This window comes from Achromobacter sp. FW305-C-28, assembly GCF_058783235.1.
This window is the reverse complement of the sequence record NZ_JBYSYL010000003.1, coordinates 474379-493409: the sequence shown is the minus strand read 5'-3', so window position 1 is coordinate 493409 and position 19031 is coordinate 474379. Positions and strand designations below refer to the sequence as shown.

Annotated in this window: 13 protein-coding genes and 1 pseudogene; 7 read left to right on the top strand and 7 right to left on the bottom strand. The window is 67.8% G+C overall.

The window, feature by feature from the left end:
- Positions 1 to 38 precede the first annotated feature (38 nt).
- The 3 genes from AC3WMR_RS11080 to AC3WMR_RS11070 are packed head-to-tail and all read left to right on the top strand — an operon-like array spanning position 39 to position 4263.
- Positions 39 to 2444: a TonB-dependent siderophore receptor gene (locus AC3WMR_RS11080; RefSeq protein WP_492263127.1), complete on the top strand. Its 2406-nt coding sequence runs from the start codon at positions 39 to 41 to the stop codon at positions 2442 to 2444.
- Positions 2445 to 2446: 2 nt separating this feature from the next.
- Positions 2447 to 3586: a WD40 repeat domain-containing protein gene (locus tag AC3WMR_RS11075; RefSeq protein ID WP_492263126.1), complete on the top strand. Its 1140-nt coding sequence runs from the start codon at positions 2447 to 2449 to the stop codon at positions 3584 to 3586.
- Positions 3583 to 4263: a PepSY-associated TM helix domain-containing protein gene (locus tag AC3WMR_RS11070; RefSeq protein WP_492263125.1), complete on the top strand. Its 681-nt coding sequence runs from the start codon at positions 3583 to 3585 to the stop codon at positions 4261 to 4263. Before AC3WMR_RS11075 ends, AC3WMR_RS11070 begins: the two co-directional genes overlap by 4 nt.
- Positions 4264 to 4307: 44 nt before the next feature.
- Here AC3WMR_RS11070 and ntrC read toward each other — a convergent pair whose 3' ends face one another.
- The 5 genes from ntrC to rdgB form a co-directional block, all read right to left on the bottom strand.
- Positions 4308 to 5810, bottom strand: a complete 1503-nt coding sequence (gene ntrC, locus AC3WMR_RS11065) for a nitrogen regulation protein NR(I) (protein WP_492263124.1) — start codon at positions 5808 to 5810, stop codon at positions 4308 to 4310.
- Positions 5810 to 6874 (bottom strand): nitrogen regulation protein NR(II), encoded by a 1065-nt coding sequence (gene glnL / locus AC3WMR_RS11060; protein ID WP_025136499.1) that lies wholly within the window; start codon positions 6872 to 6874, stop codon positions 5810 to 5812. Before glnL ends, ntrC begins: the two co-directional genes overlap by 1 nt.
- 191 nt (positions 6875 to 7065) lie before the next feature.
- Positions 7066 to 8478 carry a type I glutamate--ammonia ligase gene (glnA, locus tag AC3WMR_RS11055; RefSeq protein ID WP_025136498.1) on the bottom strand — a complete coding sequence of 471 codons (1413 nt, stop codon included), beginning with the start codon at positions 8476 to 8478 and terminating at the stop codon, positions 7066 to 7068.
- 184 nt (positions 8479 to 8662) lie between these two features.
- Complete coding sequence (hemW, locus tag AC3WMR_RS11050; protein ID WP_492263123.1) at positions 8663 to 9883, bottom strand: radical SAM family heme chaperone HemW; 1221 nt, start codon at positions 9881 to 9883, stop codon at positions 8663 to 8665.
- 34 nt (positions 9884 to 9917) lie between these two features.
- Positions 9918 to 10541 carry an RdgB/HAM1 family non-canonical purine NTP pyrophosphatase gene (gene rdgB, locus AC3WMR_RS11045; RefSeq protein WP_492263122.1) on the bottom strand — a complete coding sequence of 208 codons (624 nt, stop codon included), beginning with the start codon at positions 10539 to 10541 and terminating at the stop codon, positions 9918 to 9920.
- Positions 10542 to 10668: 127 nt separating this feature from the next.
- Between rdgB and AC3WMR_RS11040 the strand changes: the two genes are divergently transcribed.
- Positions 10669 to 12522, top strand: a complete 1854-nt coding sequence (locus AC3WMR_RS11040; RefSeq protein WP_492263121.1) for an EAL domain-containing protein — start codon at positions 10669 to 10671, stop codon at positions 12520 to 12522.
- Between the two features lie 150 nt (positions 12523 to 12672).
- On the opposite strand, the pseudogene AC3WMR_RS11035 reads toward AC3WMR_RS11040, so the two are convergent.
- Positions 12673 to 14106: pseudogene (locus tag AC3WMR_RS11035) on the bottom strand (methyl-accepting chemotaxis protein); the annotation flags it as partial.
- 223 nt (positions 14107 to 14329) lie between these two features.
- Here AC3WMR_RS11035 and AC3WMR_RS11030 point away from each other — a divergent pair.
- Together AC3WMR_RS11030 and AC3WMR_RS11025 are read left to right on the top strand one after the other, a co-directional pair.
- Positions 14330 to 15490: an acyl-CoA dehydrogenase family protein gene (locus tag AC3WMR_RS11030; protein ID WP_492263120.1), complete on the top strand. Its 1161-nt coding sequence runs from the start codon at positions 14330 to 14332 to the stop codon at positions 15488 to 15490.
- Positions 15491 to 15498: 8 nt separating this feature from the next.
- On the top strand, positions 15499 to 16875 hold the full coding sequence (locus tag AC3WMR_RS11025; protein ID WP_492263310.1) for an MmgE/PrpD family protein: 1377 nt from the start codon (positions 15499 to 15501) through the stop codon (positions 16873 to 16875).
- A 159-nt stretch (positions 16876 to 17034) separates the two neighbouring features.
- Here AC3WMR_RS11025 and rph read toward each other — a convergent pair whose 3' ends face one another.
- Positions 17035 to 17772 (bottom strand): ribonuclease PH, encoded by a 738-nt coding sequence (gene rph, locus AC3WMR_RS11020; protein ID WP_199167955.1) that lies wholly within the window; start codon positions 17770 to 17772, stop codon positions 17035 to 17037.
- 221 nt (positions 17773 to 17993) lie between these two features.
- Here rph and AC3WMR_RS11015 point away from each other — a divergent pair, with 221 nt between their 5' ends.
- Positions 17994 to 18923: a YicC/YloC family endoribonuclease gene (locus tag AC3WMR_RS11015; RefSeq protein WP_492263119.1), complete on the top strand. Its 930-nt coding sequence runs from the start codon at positions 17994 to 17996 to the stop codon at positions 18921 to 18923.
- The last annotated feature ends 108 nt before the right edge of the window (positions 18924 to 19031 follow it).

The following is a 19031-nucleotide window of genomic DNA, read 5'->3' as shown; positions in this document are numbered from 1 at the left end:
TACGCCGCGTTTTGCGCGTCCTGTCGCCAAGGAAATCCATGCACGTCCCCACCCTACGCTCTCCGCTCCTGGTCCGCGCCCTGGCCGCCGCGTTGGCCGCCCCGGCTTTCGCCCTGGCTACCGCGCCGGTCCAGGCCCAGGTCTCTACCGGCTTCCAGGTGTCCGCTGGCCCGCTGTCGCAGGCGCTCAGCCAATTTGCCAGCCAGGCAGGCGTGACGCTGTCGCTGGACGGCCGCCTGGTGGCCGGCAAAGAGAGCGCGGGCCTGTCGGGGCCCTACAGCGTCGACCAGGGCTTTGGCCGTTTGCTGGACGGCACCGGCCTGCGCGCCGAGCGGCGCTCGGACAACGTCTACACCGTGCGGCCGCTCTCATCGGCCGACGACACGGCGCAACTGGACGCGGTGACGGTGGTCGGCGCCTCGGTCCTCAACCCCAGCTACCAGCCTGAGCCGGTCGCGGGCGTCAGCCGCTCGCCGCTCGCGGTGCTGGACCAGCCGCAGGCCGTGAACGTGGTGCCCGCCCAGGTGCTGCGCGACCAGCGCCCGCGCAACCTGGACGACGCGCTGACCAACGTCAGCGGCATCACTCAGGGCAACACGCTGGCCGGCACGCAGGACACGCTGATGAAGCGCGGCTTCGGCGCCAACCGCGACGGTTCGATCATGCACAACGGCATGCCGCTGGTGCAGGGCCGCGGCCTGAACGCGGCCGCCGATTCGGTTGAGGTACTCAAAGGCCCGGCCTCGCTGCTGTACGGCATCATGGACCCCGGCGGCGTCATCAACATCGTCAGCAAGCGGCCGCTGCTCACGCCGTACAACGCCATCACCGTCACCGGTTCCAGCTACGCCCACAGCCGCACCGGCGCAGGCACCACGCTGGATTCCACCGGCCCCATCGGCGACTCGCGCCTGGCCTACCGCCTGGTGGTGGACACCATGAACGAAGACTACTGGCGCGACTTCGGCCGGCGCCGCGACACGCTGGTGGCGCCGTCGCTGGCCTGGTACGGCGAAGACACGCAGATCGTGGCCTCGTACGAACACCGCGACTATCGGTACCCGTTCGATCGCGGCACTGCCCTGGACCCCACCACCGGCAAGCCGCTGGATATCCCGTCGCGCCGGCGCCTGGACGAGCCCTACAACAATATGTGGGGCAGCACCGAGCTGGCGCAGGTCACCGTCGACCAGCGCGTCACCGAGAACTGGAAGGCCCACCTGGGCTACAGCTGGAACCAGGAACGCTACGACGCCAACCAGGTCCGCGTGACCAGCATCGATCCCGCCACGGGCACCCTCAAGCGCAGCAACGACGGCACCCGCGGGGCGCTGTCCACCGACCACTACGTGATCGGCTATGTCGACGGCCGGGTCGACCTGGGCGGGCTGCGCAACGATGTGCAGATCGGCGCCGATTATGAACGCCGCAAGATCTTCCGGTCGGACCTGATCCGCCAGAACCTGTCCAAGCCGTTCAGCTACGTCAACCCCGTCTACGACCTGCAAGACCCGGGCAACACCGTGGTCGCCAGCGACAGCGACCAGACCGACAAGCTGCGCGCCACCTCGTTCTTCCTGCAGGACTCGTTGCATCTGACCGATCGCTGGATCCTGGTGGGCGGCCTGCGCTACCAACACTACGAGCAACTGGCTGGCCGTGGCCGCCCGTTCAACACCAACACCGACATCGAGGGCGGCAAATGGCTGCCGCGCGCCGGCCTGGTCTACAAATGGACGCCCGAAGTCTCGCTGTACGGCAGCTACACCGAATCGCTCAAGCCCACGTCCACCATCGCCCCGCTCACCAGCGGCACCGTGATCGATTCGGGCGTGGCGCCCGAGCAGTCCAAGTCGTGGGAACTGGGCCTGAAATGGGACATGCCGGGGCAGACGACCGGCACGCTGGCGCTGTTCGACATCCGCAAGCGCAACGTGCTGGTGTCGCAATACAACGACGTGACCAAGCTGACCGACTGGCGCACCAGCGGCGCGGCGCGTTCGCGCGGCGTGGAACTGGACGTCAGCGGTTCGCTGTCGGCGCGCTGGGACTTCATGGCCAGCTACGCCTACCTGGATGCCCGCACCACCGACGACCCGCTCTACCAGGGCAACCGCCTGTGGAACGTGGCCCAGCACACCGGGTCGCTGGCGCTGGTCTACAACGCCGGCCAGATCGGCGAAGGCCGCCTGCGCCTGGGCGCCGCCGCGCGCTACGTGGGCACGCGGCCGGGCGATTCGGCCAATTCGTTCGAGTTGCCGGCCTACACGGTGATGAACGCGTTCGCCACCTACGACACGCGCGTGGCCGGGCGCAATGTGCAGTTCCAGCTGAACGTGAACAACCTGTTCGACCGCACCTACTACACGTCCAGCGCCAACCAGTACTTCATTTCCATGGGCGATGCGCGTCAGTTCGTGCTGTCGACCCGGGTGGAGTTCTAAGCATGACGCCGCAACGATATGCCGGCGTTTCGCCGACCGCCACACTCATGGCGCGGGTGGCATCCGGGCTGACGGCCGCCGCCCTTGCCATCCTGGCCGCGCCCGCGCATGCCGACGGCGATCCCATCGTCGCCGAACGCCACGCCACGGTGCTGCCCGGCAGCGGCCACGGCTGGGGTTTTGCCGCGCTGGCGCAGGACGGCCGGCAATTGCTGCTGGCCCGCCGCGAAAACGGCCTGACGATCTGGGACGCGGCACGCCGCGAGATCCTGGCGGACGTCCCCGGCACCGAAGGCGCCAATGCGGCCGTCGCCGTCCCCGGCGCGGACCGGCTCTATGTCGCGGCCATGGACGGCAGCGTCATCGTGATCCGCGCGTCCGACCGACAGGTACTGAAACGCTTGCCCGTTGACAGCGGCAATCTGAACAACGCGCTGTTCGATCCCGCCAGCGGCCAGGTGCTGCTGACCAGCGGCCGCCGCGGAGCCGTGTCGCGGGTGTATCGGCTGGACCCGGCCTGCGACTGCGTGCGCGCCAGCCTGGACCTGCCGGCCGCCAAGCTCGATGCCCCCGCGTTGCTGGGGCCGGGGCGGGTCGCGCTGCCGATGCGCGATGAAGGCCGCATCGCCGTCATCGATCTGCGCCGCATGGCCCTGCGCCAGGTCTGGGAACCGCCGCAATGCCCGCGCCCCAGCGCCCTGGCGGCCGACGCCTCCGGCAAGCGCCTGTTCGTGGCCTGCCGCGGCGCGACGCCGCGCATCTTGAGCCTGGATGCGCAAAGCGGCGCGGTGCTGGCCAGCGCGCCGGCCGGCCGCGACATCAATGCATTGGCCTACGACGGCCGTCGCGGCTGGCTGCTGGCCCCCAGCGGCGCCGACGCCCGGCTGTCGATCTACGACGCCAGCCTCCCGGACGCCTTGCGTCGGCTGGCCTCCATCGGCACCCGTCCCTGGGCTCACAACCTGGCCTACGACGCCGAACGCGGCATTGCATACCTGCCCAGCATGGACGACACCGAGGTGTATCCGGCCGGCGGCGGCGAGGCGCAGCGGCATTTCGCGGCGGACAGCTTCACGGTGACGACGTTGCGGTTGCAAGCGCTGCCCCCGCGAACGATGCCACGTCAAGAGGTGGCCCCATGAATCAGCCGATGACAGCCGCGCAGACGTCCGCGAAAACCGCGCGCTCGCGGCCGCAGAACCGACGCGGGATCTATCTGAAGGCGCTGCGCAAGGCGCATGGCTGGCTGGGCTTGTGGGGCGCGTTGCTGGGCCTGTTGTTCGGGGCCAGCGGCATTCTGCAGAACCACCGCGCGGTCCTCAAGATCGACATGCCCGGGCCTGTGGTCGAGACGCTGCACCTGCAGGCGCCGCCGGACCTGCCCCGCAGTGACGCCGCGGTGGGGCAATGGTTGCAAGCCGCCCTACAGCTGGACAAACCCGTGGAACGCATCCGTAAGGAACCCGCGCAAGACGTGCTCTGGGGCGACGTGACGGCGCGTCAGCCGGAACGTTGGCAGGCGCTGTTTCGAGCGCCCGGCTATCAAGTGCAGGTGGAGTTCTGGCCACAGAGCGGGGTGGCGAGCGCCCGGCGCAGTACGGCCAGTGGGTGGGGGGTGGTGCAGAACTTCCATCGAGCCAACGGGGTCGGCATCGGCTGGGTGTTGTTGTCGGATACGGTGGGCGGCGCGCTGATGGCGCTGAGCCTGACCGGGGTACTGCTATGGACCGAGCTGGAAAAACGCAAGCTTGTCGGGATGCTGATTGCCCTGGCGTCGGTGCTTGCCTGTCTGGCGGCGGCAGGTCTGTCCTGGGGGTGATGGTCCGCGGGCAGGCAGGTCCGCGCATGCCGCGCGGACCGTGCTTACTCGTCTTCGATGCCCAGCTCGCGCAATTTGCGCGTGATGGTGTTGCGGCCGATGCCCAGGCGGGAGGCGGCTTCCACCCGGCGGCCTCGACTGGCGTCCAGGGCGCTTTGAAGCAGGATTTTCTCGAACTGGCGGGTCAGCGTGGCCATGACGGCCGGCTCGCCGCGTTCCAGGCGGTATTGGGCGTCGCGCAGCAAGGAGTCTTGCCAGTTGCGTGGCGGGCCGTCGTCGACTGCGGCGGCGTTGTGCTGGACGACGGTGCCGATGGTCGAGATGCTGCCGCCGGGGTTGGCCAGGCGCACGGGCGTGGCACTGATGGCGGGCGGATGCTCCATGGCGCGGATTTCGGGCGGCAGGTCGGCGCGCTCGACCGTTTGACCGGGGGCCATCACGGTCAGCCAGTGGCAGAAGTTCTCCAATTGGCGAACGTTGCCCGGAAAGTCGAACTTGGTCAGGACAGCCAGGGCCTCCGGCGTCAGCCGCTTGACCGGCACGCCCAGGGCGCGGGCGCTGGCAGCCAGGAAGTGGTTGGCGAGCGCAGGGATGTCTTCGATGCGTTCGCGTAGCGGCGGCAGGCGCAGGCGGATGACGTTCAGGCGGTGGAACAGGTCTTCGCGGAACAGGCCCTGTTCGACGCGTTGTTCGAGCGGCTGGTGGGTGGCGGCGACGATGCGCACGTCGACGCGTACCGGTTGGGCGCCGCCGACGCGATAGAAGCTGCCTTCGGCCAACACGCGCAACAGGCGGGTCTGCAGTTCGATCGGCATGTCGCCGATTTCGTCCAGGAACAGGGTGCCGCCGTGGGCTTCCTCGAAGCGGCCGCGGCGCAGGGTGTTGGCGCCGGTGAAGGCGCCGCGCTCGTGGCCGAAGAGTTCGGCTTCGAGCAGGTCGCGCGGGATGGCCGCGGCGTTCAGGGCGACGAAGGGGCCGCTGGCGCGCACGCCGTGGCCGTGCAGGGCGCGGGCAACGAGCTCCTTGCCGGTGCCGGATTCGCCAGTGATGAGGACGGTGACCTTGGACTGGGCCAGGCGGCCGATGGCGCGAAAGACTTCCTGCATGGCGGTGGATGACGATTGGGTCATCATCCAGCGCTCGTTGTTCTGGGCTTCGCCCTGCCCTTCGGGGCTTTCGGGCTGGGCCGATTCCTGCATGGCGCGCTGGATCAGCGCGACGGCTTCGTTGACGTCAAAGGGTTTGGCCAAATAGTCGAAGGCCCCGCCCTGGAAGGCGGAAACGGTGCTGTCCAGGTCGGCAAAGGCGGTCATGACGATGACCGGCAAGCCGGGATGGCGCTCTTTGAGCTGGCGCAGCAATTCCAGGCCGTTGCCGCCGGGCATGCGGATATCGGACACCAGCGCAACGGGCGTGTCGTGGGCCAGGGCCTCGAGCACGTCGGCCGACTGGGAGAAACTGCGGGTGGGGACACCGGCGCGGGCCAGGGCCTTTTCGAGGACCCAGCGGATGGCCTGGTCGTCGTCGACGATCCATACGGGTTTCATCAGTGTGCGGGCTCCATCGGTAGGACCAGGCGAAACTCGGTACGCCCGGGTCGGGATTCAAATTCGATGATGCCGCCGTGCTGCTGCACGAAGTCCTGGGCCAGGCTCAGGCCCAGTCCGGTGCCGCCGGCACGCGCCGTGACCAGCGGATGGAAAATGCGGTCGCGGATGTGGTCGGGCACGCCCGGGCCGTTGTCGATGATCGACAGCTCAAGGGCCAGGCGGTGTTGGCGGTGCGCCAGCATGACTTGGCGCGCCACGCGGGTGCGCAGGGTGACGACGCCGGGCTCGACGCCAGGGCCTTGCGGCCGCGCGACCAGTTCCTGGGCGGCGTTGCGGGCCACGTTGAGCACGGCCTGCATCAGGCGGGCGGCGTCGCCTTTCAGGTCGGGCATCGACGCGTCGTAGTCACGCACCAGCGTGACGTCGTGGCGGAATTCGGCCTGGATCAGGGCGCAGACGCGCTCGCAGATTTCATGGATGTTGACCGGCCGCGCGTTCAGCGGCACACGTTGCGGACCGCTCAGGCGGTCCACCAGCGCCTGCAGGCGGTCGGCTTCGGAAATGATGACCTGGGTGTATTCGGCCAGGGCCGCGCTGGGCAGCTCGGCTTCCAGCAGTTGCGCGGCGCCGCGCAATCCGCCCAGGGGATTCTTGACTTCATGCGCCAGGTTGCGCAGCAATTCGCGGTGCGCTTCGATCTCGTCGACCAGGCGATGGTTGCGGTCGGCCAGCACGCGCTGTTCGATCTCGCGGGTTTCGATCAGGGCGGGCCAGCGTTGGCCGCTCAGGCCCACCGTGGTCACGGCCACTTCCACGGATTCCGTGGCGCGGCGCAGCGACGCCAGCTGGCGTACGTCGGCATATCGGCCGGCCGCGGCGCGGTCGATGGACGACTGGATATTCTCAGGGTTGTCGAACAGGGTGGCGGCGGAATGGCCGCACAGTTGCTTGCGCGAGCGGCCGAACAGGTCTTCGGCGGCCGCGTTGGCGTATTCGATGTGCCCGCGTTCGTTGACCAGGAAAACGGACGTGGCAAGCAGATCGAGAGCTTCTACATTCATTTTTCAACGTACCCGAATGACTACAGGGGGAAATCGGAACGCGGACCCGGACGGCGCCCGGGGGCGGCGCCCTGCCCGTCCGGCGCAAAGCCGGACGGGGCAAGCCATCGGTCAGCGACCTGGCGGTGCGCGTGGTGTGGGCCCTGGTTGGTTGCCTACATCATCGCGCTCCCCCAGCTACTGCCTCGGAATCAGAGGCTGTAGTACATGTCGAATTCGACCGGGTGCGTGGTCATGCGCAGACGGTTCACATCGCCCATCTTCAGGTCGATGTAGGCGTTGAGCATGTCGTTGCTGAAGACGCCGCCGCGGGTCAGGAACTCGCGGTCGCTGTCCAGGGCTTCCAGCGCTTGTTCCAGCGAGGAGCACACGGTCGGGATCTTGGCGTCTTCTTCCGGCGGCAGGTCGTACAGATTCTTGTCGGCGGGATCGCCGGGGTGAATCTTGTTCTGCACGCCGTCCAGGCCGGCCATCATCAGGGCCGAGAAGGCCAGGTACGGGTTGGCCAGGGGGTCCGGGAAGCGCGCTTCGACGCGGCGGCCCTTCGGGTTGCCGACGTACGGAATGCGGATCGAGGCCGAGCGGTTGCGGGCCGAGTAAGCCAGCTTGACCGGGGCTTCGTAGTGCGGAACCAGGCGCTTGTACGAGTTGGTGCCCGGGTTGGTGATGGCGTTCAGGGCGCGGGCGTGCTTGATGATGCCGCCGATGTAGTACAGCGCGAATTCCGACAGGCCGGCGTAGCCGTTGCCCGCGAACAGGTTCTGGCCATCCTTCCAGATGGATTGGTGCACGTGCATGCCGGAACCGTTGTCGCCAACGATGGGCTTGGGCATGAAGGTGGCGGTCTTGCCGTAGGCGTGGGCCACGTTGTGCACGACGTACTTGACGATCTGGGTCCAGTCGGCGCGTTGCACCAGGGTGCTGAACTTGGTGCCGATTTCCAGCTGGCCGGCGCCGGCGACTTCATGGTGGTGCACTTCGACCGGCACGCCCATCTGTTCCATCAGCAGGCACATTTCCGAACGCATGTCCTGGAACGAGTCGACCGGGGGCACGGGGAAGTAGCCGCCCTTCACAGCGGGACGGTGGCCGGTGTTGCCGCCTTCGAATTCCAGGCCGGTCGACCACGAGGCTTCTTCGGACTTGATCTTGACGAAGGTGCCCGACATGTCGGTGTTCCAGGTCACGCCGTCGAACACGAAGAATTCGGGTTCCGGACCGAAGTAGGCGGTGTCGCCCAGGCCCGAGGCCTTCAGGTAGGCTTCGGCGCGCTTGGCCAGCGAACGCGGGTCGCGGTCATAGCCCTTCAGGTCGGACGGTTCGACCACGTCGCACGACAGGATCAGCGTCGGCTCTTCGCGGAACGGATCCAGGTTGGCGGTCGACAGGTCGGGGATGAGCAGCATGTCGGAGGCTTCGATGCCCTTCCAGCCCGGAATCGACGAACCGTCGAAGGCCTGCCCGCTTTCCAGCTTGTCTTCGTCGATCGCGGTGGTGGGCACGGACACGTGGTGCTCACGGCCAACCGTATCGGTAAAGCGGAAATCCACGAATTTGACTTCGTTATCGGCGATCTGTTTCAGGACGTCTTTCGGGCTTGCCATGTCATCTCCATTAGATAAAAGGGTCGAGGGCTGTGCCGCTCTCGACTGGCATAAAAGAGGGAAGCAATAAGCGTGCCAGGTTCTACCCCCGGGATTGCCCGAGGACTGGCCAGGTCAGGGAAAAATGTAGCACCATTATGGTGCAAAGCATGGGGCACGAATGCCCCATTTTGGTGCCAGACTGCTACAGGAACATTTCCTGCAGGTCATTGAGGAAACGCCAGCCCAGGGGTGTGGCCCGCAGGCGAGTCGGATCGGCGTCCAGCAGGCCCCGTTTCGAGGCTGCCTCCAATTGGTGCGCAATGGCGGCCAGCGACAGGCCGGTGCGTTCGCTGAACATCGTGGTGGCCACGCCGTCCTTCAGCCGCAGCGCGTTCAGCATGAATTCGAAAGGCAGTTCGTCCGGGCCCACCTGGCGGTTTTCCGACAGGTGGCTGCCATCGCGGGCCGCGGCGGCCTGCATCCAGGATTCGGGGCTGCGCAGCCGCGCTTCGCGCACGATGCGGTCGTGGAAAGACAGCTTGCCGTGCGCACCCGGGCCCAGGCCCAGGTAGTCGCCGAATTCCCAGTAATTCATATTGTGGCGGCAGCGCGCGCCGGCCCGGGCGTAGGCGGACACCTCGTAGCGGGCCAGCCCGGCCGCGGCCAGTTCGGCCTCGACCGCGTCCTGCATCGCCGCACTGGTGTCGTCGTCCGGCAGGTCTTCGGGCGGAAACTTGGCGAACACCGTATTGGGCTCCATTGTCAGGTGATAGAGCGACAGATGTTCCGTGCCAAAGCCGATGGCCTGGCGCAGATCGGCCACACAGGCCTGCAGCGTCTGGCCCGGCAAGGCGAACATCATGTCCAGGTTCACGCGCGACGCGGCGCGCTGGGCCATCTCGATGGCGGCGCGGGCCTGGGCCGAATCATGGATGCGGCCCAGCTTCTTCAACTGGGCGTCGTCAAAGCTCTGGATGCCCAACGAAAACCGGGTCACGCCGCTGGCCGCGTAGTCGCGAAAGCGATCGGCCTCGGCGGTGCCGGGGTTGGCTTCCATGGTGATTTCGGCGTCGGGCCACAGGTTCAAACAGGCGCGCAGCATCGCCAGCAGCTCGTCCAGGCCGGCGGCCGACAAGAGGCTGGGCGTGCCCCCGCCAATGAATACCGACACCACCTGGCGGCCCCAGATGGATGGCAGCGCCTGTTCCAGGTCGCTGCGCAGCGCATCAAGATAGGCGCGCTCGGGGATTTCGCCCGGCGCCGCGTGCGAATTGAAGTCGCAATACGGGCATTTGCGCACGCACCAGGGCACGTGCACATAGACCGACAGGGGCGGCAGGCTGGTCAGCGTGGCGCCGGCCGGGGTGACCAGGCGCGTACGCGCGGCGCCCGTGTCGGGGCGGATGGGGATGGTGATGGACATGCGGTGTTCCTGGGCGGGGCGCGCCCGCCTTGCATCAAGCCTGGCTGATCTTGCCCAGCAGTTCGCGCAGGGCGCGGGCGCGGTGGCTGATGGCGTTCTTTTCCTCGGGATCGAGCGAGGCGGCCGTCAGCCCCTGGTCGGGCAGGTAGAAGTGCGGGTCGTAGCCGAAGCCGTTGGCGCCTTCGGGCTGGTCGATGATTTCACCGTGCCACAGCCCTTCGCCGATCAGGGGGCACGGATCGTTTTCGCTGCGCACCAGGGCCAGCACCGCCACGTACCAGGCGCGGCGGTCGGTCACCGACGCCAGCTTGGCCACCAGCAGCGCGTTGTTGGCTTGGTCGGATTTTTCACCGCCATGCAACTTGGCGTAGCGGGCGGAATACACGCCCGGGGCGCCGTCCAGCGCGGCCACGCACAGGCCGGAATCGTCGGCCAGCGCGGGCAGGCCCGTCAGGCGGCTGGCGTGGCGCGCCTTGGTCAGGGCATTTTCGACAAACGTGACGTGCGGCTCTTCGGCCTCGGGCACGCCCAGTTCGCCCTGCGGCACCAGTTCGATGCCCAGGGGCGCGAACAGGGCGGAAAACTCACGCAGCTTGCCGGCATTGTTGGAGGCCAGCACGACGCGGCGCAGGGAATCGGGAATATGGGGGGATGTCATAGGGCCAAATTGTATAGGGCGCGGTCGCGGTTGCAGGCCGCCTGTTACGTGTAACCGCAACAACACAGAAATATTCGATGGTCAATATCACTAATCTTGTCACTGATCGTATCTGAACGCTCCGGCGATGAACCCACCTCAAGCTTTGCCACGGCCGAACGCGGCCGGTGCACCTCCTGTTCCCGGCGGCGCGGCGGCCGCGTCCGTCAGCCTGGCGGGCATTCTGCGCGAACGGCTGCTGCGCCCGCGCTTCCAGCCCGTCATCGACCTGTCCCACAGCCGCATCTACGGCCATGAAAGCCTGATCCGCGGCCCGGTCGACACCGCCCTGCACTTTCCCGACGCCCTGTTCGCCGAAGCCCGCCGCCAGGGCCTGCATCCGCAGCTGGAACTGGCCAGTTTCCGGGCGGGCGCCCAGGGCTTCAACCAGAACGAGACGTCCGGCAAGCTGTTCCTGAACCTGTCGGGCTCGGCGCTGATCCACTACTGGACGCTGTGGGGCGACGAAATGCCGCTGCGCCTGCTCAAGGATTGCACGCTGGCGCCGTCCAACATCATCGTCGAACTCACCGAGCAGGACCCCCTGTCCGAACACATGGCCACGCTGGGCAGCGCCTTTGCCTGCCTGCGTGAATACGGCATGCGCATCGCGCTGGACGACTACGGCGTGGGCAATTCGAACCTGCAGCTGTGGTCCGAGATGCAGCCCGACCTGGTCAAGATCGACCGCTACTTCTTCAATGGCATCGGCCACGACGACCGCAAGCAGAACATGGTGCGCGCCATCCTGAAGGTGGCGCAGTACCTGGGCACCGCCATCGTGGCCGAAGGCATCGAGACCGCCGAAGACCTGGCGGTGGTGCGCGACCTTGAAATCCGCTACGCCCAGGGCTGGCTGCTGGGCCGCCCCGACGAGGCCCTGCTCACCGAACTGACGCCGCCCCTGCGCGATTCGCTGCGGGTGCGCGCGCCGGCCCCGCTGTCGCAGCGCTCGGCCGGCGGCACGGCCGCCAGCCTGCGGGTGGAAGCCCCCGCCGCCCTCCTGACCAAGCACACCAACGACGACGTGCATCGGCTCTTCATCGAACACAAGAGCCAGCATGCCGTGGCCGTGGTGGACGGCGACAACCGCCCGGTCGGCATCATCAACCGGCGCGACTTTTCCGAGCATTACGCCCAGCGCTATACCCGCGAACTGTTCGGCCGCGACGCCTGCTCGACCTTCATGAACGCCGAGCCGGTGCTGGTGGACCTGGACGTGTCCATCGACCAGTTGAGCCACGTGCTGATATCGGAAGACCAGCGCTACCTGATGGACGGCCTGATCATCACCCGCGACGGCCGCTACGACGGCCTGGCCACCGGCGAAACGCTGGTGCGCTCGGTGACCGAAATGCGCATCGAGGCCGCGCGCTACGCCAATCCGCTGACCTCGCTGCCCGGCAACATCCCCATCAGTCGCCACATCGCCACGCTGCTGGACGACGCCGCCGACTTCACCATCTGCTACGGCGACCTGAACAACTTCAAGCCGTTCAACGACGTCTATGGCTACTGGCGCGGCGACGACATGATCATGCTGACCGCCGACGTGATCAAGCGCCACTGCGATCCGCTGCGCGATTTCGTGGGCCATGTCGGCGGCGACGACTTCGTGGTGCTGCTGCGCAGCCCCGACTGGACCGAACGCATCCAGCGCATCATCGCGGAATTCAATGAACGCGCCATCGACCTGTACGACGACCAGGGCCGCCGCAACGGTGGCATCGAAGCCGAAGACCGTTACGGCGTGCCGCGCTTCTTCCCGTTCGTGACGCTGGGTGTCGGCGCGCTGACCGTCACCCCCTCTTTATGCGAGCGCATCCGCCCGGAGGACATCGCGTCGGCCGCTGCCCATGTCAAGCACAAGGTCAAGCATGGGAACCTGTCGCTGGTGTCCGAGCGCTACAGCGGCGGCGCCCTGCCGCAGCTCACTCCCTGACGCCTGCCCGGCGGCGTGCTGCGCCGCCTGGGCGATCTGGAACACCGACACCGCGCGCCGCAGGCCTTGCGCCTGCAATTCCAGCGCGGCGGCCGCGGCGGCGGTCTGCTCCACCATGGCCGCATTTTCCTGGGTCGAGCGTTCGATGTCCGCCACCGCATCATTGACCGACGCGATGCCGGCGGCCTGCTCGGCCGTGGCGCTGGAGATTTCCGCCACGATCTGGGTCACCTTGTCGACCGAGGCCAGCATGTCGCGCATGGTGTCGCCGGCCAGGTTCACCTGGCGCACGCCCACTTGCACCCGCGAGGCCGAATCCTCGATCAGGCCCTTGATTTCCCTGGCGGCCTGCGCGCTGCGCTGAGCCAGCGAGCGCACCTCGCCCGCCACCACCGCAAAGCCCTTGCCCTGCTCGCCCGCGCGGGCGGCTTCCACCGCCGCGTTGAGCGCCAGGATATTGGTCTGGAAGGCAATGCTGTCCACCACGCCCACGATCTCGCCGATGCGGCGCGCGCTGTCGGCAATGCCCTGCATGCTGGTCACGACTTCTTCCACCGCCTGGCCGCCGCGCTGGGCCAGCTGGGTGGCGCTGAGCGCCTGGCGGCTGGCCAGGTCGGCATTGCCCGCCGTCATCTGCACCGTATGCGCCAATTGCGTCATGTTGGCCGCCGCTTCCTGCAGCGAGCCGGCCTGGCGTGCCGTGCGGTCCGACATATCGGCCCCGCCCGCGGCGATCTCGCCCGACCCGGTATGGATTTCCTCGACGCCGTGGCGCACCGAGGCCACCGCCGCCGACAGCCCCGTCTGCATGCGGCGCATGGCCGAATACAGCACGCCGATCTCGTTATCGCCATGCACCGCGATGTTGCCGGTCAGGTCGCCGTCGGCAATGCGGTCGAAATGGGCGCCCGCCTCGTTCAGCGGCCGCAGGATGCGGCGCCGGAACCCCAGGCGGATCAACACCGCCAGCACCAGCACGAAGGCCAGCACGGCCGCCGCCACCACCGTCACCCGCTGCATCGTCTGGCTGGCGCCGGCCACCGCGGCCTGCCCCTGTTCGCGGGCATAGGCCTGGTAGGCGTCCGCCTGCTTCACATAGGCGGCGCCAGTCACCGGCAGCACCTTGTCCACCAGCCGGTTCACCTCGATGCCGTTCCAGCCCTTGATGGCCTTGAACATCGCCGCCAGCGTCTGGTCGGCAAACGCCGCGTTGGCCGCCAGCGCCTGGTCGAACAAGGGCGCGCCCTGCTCGCTGGTGTCCGCATTGGCGCGCAGCCGCGCCAGGCTGGCCGCGGCCTGCTTGAGCAGCCCGTCGGCGTGGGTCAGCGACTGGTCGCGGGCTTCTTCCAGCCCGCCTTCCATGGCCGTCTTGGCGTCGGTCAGCGCGGCGCGCGCCTGGAACAGGCGGCTGGTCATGTCCGACAGGTCGCTGGCGCGCTCGATGCTGCCACGGCCCAGCGCCTCGATATCGGCCCGGTTCTCGCGCAGCACGGCGATCCCGGCCGCCGCCGCCAGCGCAAACAGCGCCACAAACACCGCGAGAATCGCCGAAACCGCCGTCGTCACCCTGAGATTTTTCCGCATATCCATCCGTCTGTTGCATCGCCACATAGGCGTAACGGGCCGATTATGGGGATGCAGTTTGGCAATTTCTTGACACATCCCCGGCCCCGCATGACAAACGGCGGTCACACAAATGCGCTTTTGCGAACAGGAACCCCGTATTAATGAATTGTGAATTGGCAGGCGCGGCCCCTTGCGGCACATTCGATGCTGTACCGATTCATTCATAGACACCGACAACTCCATGCCCGACGCCTCCCACGCCTACCAGGACATCCGCGAAGCCGTGCGCGACCTCTGCGCGCAATTTCCCGCCGAATATTTCCGCAAAGTCGACGAAGAACGCGGCTACCCCGACGCTTTCGTCCGCGCGCTCACCGAAGCCGGCTGGCTGGCCGCCCTGATCCCCCAGGAATACGGCGGTTCGGGCCTGGGCCTGACCGAAGCCTCGGTCATCATGGAAGAAATCAACCGCAGCGGCGGCAATTCGGGCGCCTGCCACGGCCAGATGTACAACATGGGCACGTTGCTGCGCCACGGTTCCGAAGCGCAAAAGCGCGAATACCTGCCGCGCATCGCCGCGGGCGAACTGCGCCTGCAATCCATGGGCGTCACCGAACCCACCACCGGCACCGACACCACCAAAATCAAGACCACCGCCGTGCGCCGCGGCGACCGCTACGTCATCAACGGCCAGAAGGTCTGGATCTCGCGCGTGCAGCATTCCGACCTGATGATCCTGTTGGCGCGCACCACGCCGCTGGACCAGGTCACGCGCAAGTCCGAAGGCATGTCCATCTTCCTGGTCGACCTGCACGAGGCCGTCAAGCACGGCATGTCGATCCGCCCCATTCCCAACATGGTCAACCACGAGACCAACGAGCTGTTCTTCGACGACCTCGAGATTCCCGCCGACAACCTGATCGGCGAGGAAGGCAAGGGTTTCAAGTACATCCTCGACGGCCTGAACGCCGAACGCACCCTGATCGCCGCCGAATGCATCGGCGATGGCTACTGGTTCGTCGACAAGGTCACCGCCTACGCCAAGGAACGCATGGTGTTCGGCCGCCCCATCGGCCAGAACCAGGGCGTGCAATTCCCCATCGCCCGGGCCCACATCAACGTCGAAGCGGCCAGCCTGATGCGTTACGAGGCCTGCCGCCTGTTCGACGCCCACGAGCCCTGCGGCGCCCAGGCCAACATGGCCAAGCTGCTGGCCGCCGACGCGTCCTGGGAAGCGGCCAACGCCTGCCTGCAATTCCATGGCGGCTTCGGCTTTGCCACCGAGTACGACGTCGAACGCAAATTCCGCGAAACCCGCCTGTACCAGGTCGCGCCGATCTCGACCAACCTGATCCTGTCCTACGTCGCCGAACACATCCTGGGCCTGCCCCGCTCCTTCTGACTCCGCCCCTGACCATGCCCGCCGCCACAGACACCCGCCACCTCAGCGCCGAACTCGCCGCGTTCGCGGCCAACCTGCGCTTCGAAGACATCCCCGCCCCGGTGCTGCGCCGCGCCGAAGACCTGCTGCTGGACTGCCTGGCCTCGATCCTGGCCGGCGCGGCTGCCCGTCCCGTACTGGCCATGGACCGCTACGCCGCCGCCATGGGACCGGCTGACGGCCCCAGCGAAATCCTGATCAATCGGCGCCGCACCTCGCCCGTGTTCGCCGCCATGGTCAACGCCGCCGCCGCCCACGTGGTCGAGCAGGACGACGTGCACAACGGGTCGGTGTTCCACCCCGCCGCCGTGGTGTTCCCGCCGGCGCTGGCCGTGGCCCAGGCGCTGGGCAGCTCGGGCCGCGACCTGCTGGTGGCCGCCGTCGCCGGTTACGAGGTCGGCATCCGCGTCGGCGAGTTCCTGGGCCGATCCCACTACAAGATCTTCCACACCACCGGCACCGCCGGCACCCTGGCCGCCGCAGCCACCACCGGCCGCCTGCTGGGCCTGTCGCCCGAGGCCATGCTGCACGCGCTGGGCTCGGCCGGCACCCAGGCCGCCGGCCTGTGGGAATTCCTGCGCGACGCGGCCGACTCCAAGCAACTGCACACCGCCCGCGCCGCCGCCAACGGCATCGCCGCCGCCTACCTGGCCCGCGAAGGCTTCACCGGCGCGCGCCACATCCTGGAAGGCCCGCAGGGCATGGCCGCCGGCATGTCCCGCGACGCCGACCCCTCGCGCCTGACCGACCGCCTGGGCACGCGCTGGGCCCTGGCCGAAACCTCGTTCAAGTTCCACGCCTCGTGCCGCCACACCCATCCCGCGGCCGACGCCTTGCAACAGGTGCTACGCGACCACTCCCTCACCGAAGACGCCATCGACCGCGTCATCGCGCACGTGCACCAGGGTGCGATCGACGTGCTGGGGCCCGTGGTCGACCCGCGCACGGTGCATCAATCCAAGTTTTCAATGGGAACAGTGCTGGGCCTGATCGCCCGCAAGGGCCGCGCCGGCCTGCCGGAATTCGACGGCGCGCTGGACGACCCGGCGGTCGCCGCCTTCCGCGCCCGCGTCACGATGGAACTGGACCCCGAGGTCGACGCCGCCTACCCGCAGCGCTGGATCGGCAAGGTCACGGTGTACACCCGCGATGGCCGCCAGTTGCACGGCCGGGTCGACGAACCCAAGGGCGATCCCGGCAATACCCTGTCGCGCGATGAAATCGAGGCCAAGACGCTCAGCCTGGGCCGTTACGCCGATGCCGCGACCGACGCGGAACTGCGCGGCCTGATCGGCGCGATCTGGAATCTGGAAAAAACGGAACGGATCGGCGCGTTGCTGCCTTGACCGCCAACCGGGCTTGGCATCCCGGGCGTGATGGCTGCGCGCAGGGCTTGAGCCGCCGCAAGTTCAGCGGGACTGCCGCCCACCCGGGCGCAATCCCGCTTCTTGATGCCACCCCTTGATGCGGCTGCTTGATGCCGCGCCTTGATCGCGCCTCTTGCCTCAGCCGCCCAGCGCCGCGCGCTGTTCGCGCACCAGCCCGGCGATGCCGCCTTCGGCCAGCGCCAGCATGGCATCCAGCTCGGCGCGCGTGAACGTGGCGCCTTCGCCCGTGCCCTGCACTTCCACGAACGCGCCGCTGCCGGTCATGATGACGTTCACGTCCGCGTCGCAGGCCGAATCTTCCTGATAGTCCAGGTCCAGCACCGCGCGGCCGTCCACCAGGCCCACTGACACCGCCGCCACCGCGTCGCGGATCGGGTTCACGGCCAGATCGCCGCGCTGCATCAACAAGGCCACGGCATCGGCCGCCGCCACCCAGGCGCCGGTGATGCTGGCGCAACGCGTGCCGCCGTCGGCCTGCAACACGTCGCAGTCCAGGTGCAGCGTGCGTTCGCCCAGCGCCCGCATGTCGAACACCGCGCGCAGGCTGCGCCCGATCAGGCGCTGGATTTCCTGGGTGCGGCCGCTTTGCTTGCCGCGGGCTGCCTCGCGGTCGCCGCGGGTGTGCGTGGCGCGCGGCAGCATCCCGTATTCCGCCGTCACCCAGCCCTCGCCCTTGCCCTTCAGGAATGGCGGCACCTTTTCCAATACGCTGGCGGTGCACAGCACGTGGGTGTTGCCGGCCTTGACCAGCACCGAACCCTCGGCATAGCGCGTGAAGCCGCGCTCCAGGCTGAAGGGCCGCAGTTCGTCGACGGCGCGGCCCGACGGGCGGGCGATGGCATTGGCGGGGGTCATGGGGAAGCTCCAGTCAGATTTGATTGGCGGCATTGTACGGGCAGCGCCCTCGGGACCGATGCCCGCAGCGGCCGCCCGCCGCCGCCCTGCCCCGCGCCCAGTGCCATCTGCGTTTGGAGTATCCTGCGGCGATATACGGGCTGCATATACCCGCCCCCGCCCCGGCGGGCCGGCGGAACCGGCGCGGCCCGGCCCCAAAACAGCAAAAGGAAACCCACACCATGATCCGCAGCATGACCGCCTTCGGCAACGCCCGGGCAGACCTGGAACAAGGCACGCTGGCGCTGGAACTGCGCAGCGTCAACAGCCGTTTCCTGGACCTTTATTTCCGCCTGCCCGACGAACTGCGCCACGTCGAGACGCCGCTGCGCGAACTGCTGACCGCCCAGCTGGCGCGTGGCAAGGTCGAGATCCGGGTGTCTTATACGCGTAACGTCAGCACCGACCTGTCCAAGCTCGAACCCGCCTGGCTCGAGACCCTGGCCGAACAGCTGCAAGCCGCACGCCGCGTGCTGCCCGACATCGCCGCGCCGCGCCTGGTCGAACTGTTCAACTGGCCCGGCCAGCGCGGCAACGACGCGCTCGACCCGCAAGTCTGGGGCGCCGCCTGCCTGCAGGCTGCCCAGGAAGCCCTGAAGCAATTGCAGGACGGCCGCGAACGCGAAGGCGAACGCCTGGCCGGCATGATGCGCGAATGCGCCGACGGCGTCGCGGGCATCGTCGAACTGGTCCAGAACCACCTGCCCCAGCTGCTGGCCGATCACCGCGACAAGCTCGCCTCCAAGCTGCGCGAAAGCGTCGAAACCGCCTTCCCCGGCGGCTTCACCCACATCACGGGCGCCGAGCTGTCCGAACGCCTGTCCCAGGAAGCCAACCTGTTCGCGCTGCGCATCGACGTCGCCGAAGAGCTGTCGCGCCTGCGCTCGCACCTGGAAGAACTGCGCCACCTGCTCACCGACGGCAGCGGCAAGACCGGCGGCAAGAAAAACGCCGGCAGCGCCGGCAAGCGCCTGGACTTCCTGTTCCAGGAAATGAACCGCGAAGCCAACACGCTGGGCTCCAAGGCCGGCAGCATGGAAGTCACCCGCGCCGCCATGGACCTGAAGCTGCTGATCGAACAGATGCGCGAGCAGGCGCAGAACATCGAATAGCGCGGCAGGATTCCCGGTGTGATAAGGTGACGCCGCGGCTATGGGAGTCCTTCCTTCTACCCTCGATACCTAGGGTTCCCGCTTTCCGCATTGCGCCTGCCTTCGGCA